The 2,653-nt window shown below is 43.3% G+C and carries 5 protein-coding genes and 1 pseudogene; all 6 read left to right on the forward strand.

Translation table 11 applies throughout. The features are described from left to right. Positions 1–12: 12 nt before the first annotated feature. Entirely contained in the window at positions 13–651 is a 639-nt protein-coding gene (locus AOQ32_RS07385; RefSeq protein ID WP_059394259.1) for a Rha family transcriptional regulator, read from the forward strand. Positions 652–772: 121 nt separating this feature from the next. Next, entirely contained in the window at positions 773–985 is a 213-nt protein-coding gene (locus AOQ32_RS07390) for a hypothetical protein (protein WP_059394263.1), read from the forward strand. Further along, the gene (locus AOQ32_RS07395) at positions 986–1,168 is read left to right on the forward strand and encodes a hypothetical protein (RefSeq protein WP_059394260.1); all 183 of its coding nucleotides are present in this window, start codon (positions 986–988) and stop codon (positions 1,166–1,168) included. Then, positions 1,161–1,484: a hypothetical protein gene (locus AOQ32_RS07400; RefSeq protein WP_059394261.1), complete on the forward strand. Its 324-nt coding sequence runs from the start codon at positions 1,161–1,163 to the stop codon at positions 1,482–1,484. The genes AOQ32_RS07395 and AOQ32_RS07400 overlap by 8 nt, the downstream gene beginning before the upstream one ends. Next, on the forward strand, positions 1,481–2,302 hold the full coding sequence (locus AOQ32_RS07405; RefSeq protein ID WP_059394262.1) for a bifunctional DNA primase/polymerase: 822 nt from the start codon (positions 1,481–1,483) through the stop codon (positions 2,300–2,302). The genes AOQ32_RS07400 and AOQ32_RS07405 overlap by 4 nt, the downstream gene beginning before the upstream one ends. After that, positions 2,295–2,653: pseudogene (locus tag AOQ32_RS07410) on the forward strand (hypothetical protein); the annotation flags it as partial. The gene AOQ32_RS07405 and the pseudogene AOQ32_RS07410, both read left to right, overlap by 8 nt.

A 2,653-nucleotide genomic window follows, 5' to 3' on the forward strand; every position in this document is an offset into this window, starting at 1 on the left:
AGGAGGGAATACATGGAACTGGTTTATTACAAGGGTTTGAAGGAAGAACCTTACACCACAGCGGAAGTAATTGCTGAATTTAGTGGGGTTGATTTGGACAGTATTAACCGACTAACACGAACACACAAAGAACGCCTTGAGAAGTTTGGCAAGCTAAAATATTCGCTTAAAGTCTTGGAAGATAAAACGGATTTCAAATCCGTTTTAAGTAAGCAACGCTCTTCTAAAGTTTGGAAGTATAACGAGCGACAAGCAACCGTGCTCATCACTTACTTACGAAACACGCCGAAGGTTTTAGATTTTAAAGATAGCTTAGTAAATGCTTTTTACAGCATGAAACAGGAACTAGGCCAAGCTAAACTAAGCCGAGAGCTTAACAAGCGGGCAAACATTGATTTGGCCGACACGATCAAGGCAGAGTTGCCTAACGACCCGCACGCTTATAGCAACTACCACCAACTAGCCTATAAGTACGCCACGGGGATGACACCCAAGCAACTTAAGAAGGCTAAAGGAGTGAACAAGCCAGAAGAGGCGCTAGATAATAGCCAAAAAGAACGGCTAGAACGAGCTAAGCAACACATTGCCTTATATCTTCTAGACGGTAACGACTACCAAGACATCAAAGCAAAGTTATTTGCTGATATTTAAGAAAGGAGAGCCGAAAGCATGAAAAAGGCACAAAAAAAGACATCCCCTGAAAGTTTGGCGACCAGAAGGGAATGACTTGAGTACAACGCCTTTTAATACGGCTATTTGGCTATATTTTAACATGAACAACACACAAACAGTAGTATTTGACGGTTTTTATTCGCCAGAAGTGGCGAAAGTTGAGGGGCGACAGTACAGCCCTGTTGACTATTTACGCAACCATCTTATCTTTTTAAAGCGCCTTATCAGCACGTTAGAGCCAGATACCAAGGCCTTTTATATGGTTGATATGCAGATTGCCAACTTAACAGCAGACATTGAGGAGGTTGGTTAAATGACAAAAGATAACCAGCTAGCCTTACCGTTTGAGATTATTGAACACTTGAATTCTTTGACAGACAAGCCAGCCTTTTTAATCGACAAGGAAAAGCAGACTTTTGCCATTGCAGACGAAGAAGTATTTGATGGTTTAATTGCGAAAATAACGAAGTATCTGAAGGGGGTAAGTAATGACTAACGTACGACACCAAGACCAACTGACAGCACGAGAGAAGGCAGTATACATGGCACTACCTCAAGGACAAGAGAACGCTATTAAAGTGCCTGTATTGGCTAAAAAGGTAGGAATACCGGAAAGACGGCTATACACCATTTTGAGCCACTTAGCAGACCAAGGGTATTTGGTTGGTAGCTTGAGAAATGCTAGAGGTGGCGTGTACAAAATTGTAAGCAGTGACGAATATTTTTATACGTTGAACATGATGAGAAATAACGCCAAGAGTTATCAAAGACGAGTGGCAGGCCTAGAACAACACAGGGGGCGCTTTGAATGAATGACACCACAGCAAAAGCAATTAAGTCCTACATGGATTTAGGCGCTTATGTGTACATGGCACTACCTAATACGAAGTACAACGCTGAAGAGGGTGGCTATAAAAATAGCTTTAATCACTGGGAAGAGTTGGCTGAATGGTTGGCAAAACATCCCCAATATAAGGGCGGTAATGTGGGCATTGACCTAGACCGTTCGCCTCTTGTTGTGATTGACGTTGACCAACATGGAAAAGACGGCCTGCACAGTTTAAAGGACTTCTTGAACCGTCGAAAAGTTGACCCTGCCACCATATCAGACACTTACCTAGAAAAGACCGCAGGAGGTGGCTGGCACGTTTTTTATAAGTGTGAAGATAAAGACACTAAACAACGACTAATAAGCGCCATGGAGGGACTGGACGTGTTAAATAGTGGCGGTGTGATTGTTGCCCCGTCTGTAATTGATGGCAACAAGTACAAAGCAACCACCGAACTAGCAAACATACAAGACAAACCGCAGTGGGTGGACGAATTAGGACAAGATAAAACCAACAGCAAGGAACAGAACAGCCAACGACATGCCCGCTATAGTGTGGCGGAGCGCTGGGGAATGATTGCCAACGGTTTTGAAAAGGGACAACGAAACGACCAAGCGACAAGCCTTATTGGTTGGCTACTGTCCTACCAGTTACACCCACGCAAGGCCTTAGAGATTGCCGAGGTAGCCAATGACCGAAGCCTTGAACCACTTAGCTATCAAGAACTAGAAAAGGTCTATACAAGCGTTTTAAAGCGTGAGATTGCTAAGGCAAAAAGAAGGGAGGCAAACTATGGCTAATACAGAGCAATTAGAACAGACTTTTTTAGCTGAACAAACAAAGCGGACTAAGTGGCTTATTTGCAATGATGATGGCAAGCCTACCGCAGTCAATTATTTAAAACTTGCTGACACAATCCTAAAAGATAACCCTATGGCCGTTGTGCCTTTTGGGGATGATATGAATTATTACCTCTACAACGGTATTAACTGGGAGCAGGTCAAGCGAAACAGGGCACTAGAACAAGCTAAGCGGGTGGCCTTTCACTTTCTTAAGGCGGAACAATTTTATACAGTCCGCAAGATGGAAGACACGGCTAAGACGGTATTAGTGCAGGCTCAACAGAGCTATAACCCCTTTGAAAAACAAAA

The organism is Fructobacillus tropaeoli (assembly GCF_001047135.2).
GTDB classification, from domain to species: Bacteria; Bacillota; Bacilli; order Lactobacillales; family Lactobacillaceae; genus Fructobacillus; species Fructobacillus tropaeoli.